Source organism: Corynebacterium sp. AOP12-C2-36, assembly GCF_052379185.1.
Lineage (GTDB): Bacteria > Actinomycetota > Actinomycetes > Mycobacteriales > Mycobacteriaceae > Corynebacterium.
Genome location: NZ_JBQSYJ010000061.1, coordinates 1 through 1,235, shown reverse-complemented (window position 1 = coordinate 1,235; position 1,235 = coordinate 1). Strand labels below are relative to the sequence as shown.

Sequence of the window (1,235 nt, the reverse complement as noted above, 5' to 3'; positions counted from 1 at the left end):
GCGGCGATGTTGAGTGAACCGAGGTTGCAGGAGATGTCCTCGCCGACCTCGGAGTAGGTCAGGTCCTCGTTGAACTCGCTGGGGGTCGAGACCTGCAGGATCTCCGAGCACAGGTTGGAGTGGGTGATGCGCCCCTCGATGGGGTTCGCCTTGTTCACCGTGTCCTCGAACATGATGTACGGGTAGCCGGACTCGAACTGGATCTCCGCCAGCGTCTGGAAGAACTGGCGCGCGTTGATCTTGCGCTTGCGGATCCGCGGGTCCTCGATCATCTCCTCGTAGTGCTCGGTCACGGAGATGTCGGCGAAGGGACGGCCGTAGATGCGCTCCACGTCGTACGGGGAGAACAGGTACATGTCGTCGTTGCGCTTGGCCAGCTCGAAGGTGATGTCCGGGATGACCACGCCCAGCGAGAGGGTCTTGATGCGGATCTTCTCGTCCGCGTTCTCCCGCTTGGTGTCCAGGAACTTCATGATGTCCGGGTGGTGGGCGTTGAGGTACACCGCGCCGGCACCCTGGCGGGCACCGAGCTGGTTGGCGTAGGAGAAGGAGTCCTCCAGCAGCTTCATCACCGGGATCACGCCGGAGCTCTGGTTCTCGATGTGCTTGATCGGCGCACCGGTCTCACGCAGGTTGCTCAGCAGCAGCGCCACACCGCCGCCGCGCTTGGACAGCTGCAGGGCGGAGTTGATGGAGCGCCCGATGGACTCCATGTTGTCCTCGATGCGCAGCAGGAAGCAGGACACCGGCTCGCCGCGCTGGGCCTTGCCGATGTTCAGGAACGTCGGGGTGGCCGGCTGGAACGTACCGGCGATGATCTCGTCGACGAGGTTGCCGGCCAGCTCGATGTCGCCGTCAGCGAGCCCGAGGGCGACCATGCACACCCGGTCCTCGTAGCGCTCCAGGTAGCGGCGTCCGTCGAAGGTCTTCAGCGTGTAGGACGTGTAGTACTTGAACGCCCCGAGGAAGGTCTTGAACCGGAACTTGTGGGAGTAGGCGCGCTTGAACAGCGCCTTGACGTCGGCGAACTCGTACTGGTCGAGCACCTCCGGGTCGTAGTACTTGTTCTCGACCAGGTACCCGATTTTCTCCTCCAGGTCGTGGAAGTAGACGGTGTTCTGGTTGACGTGCTGCAGGAAGTACTGGTTGGCGGCCTCGCGGTCCTTGTCGAACTGGATCTGGCCGTTACCGTCGTACAGGTTGAGCAGTGCGTTGAGCTGGTGGTAGTCGAGCTG

1 protein-coding gene is annotated in these 1,235 nt (G+C 62.7%); it reads right to left on the bottom strand.

What is annotated here, in order from left to right:
• Positions 1–1,235 (bottom strand): ribonucleotide reductase N-terminal alpha domain-containing protein (locus ACT3UN_RS16440; RefSeq protein ID WP_444657656.1); only part of this gene is annotated, 1,235 nt, incomplete at both ends.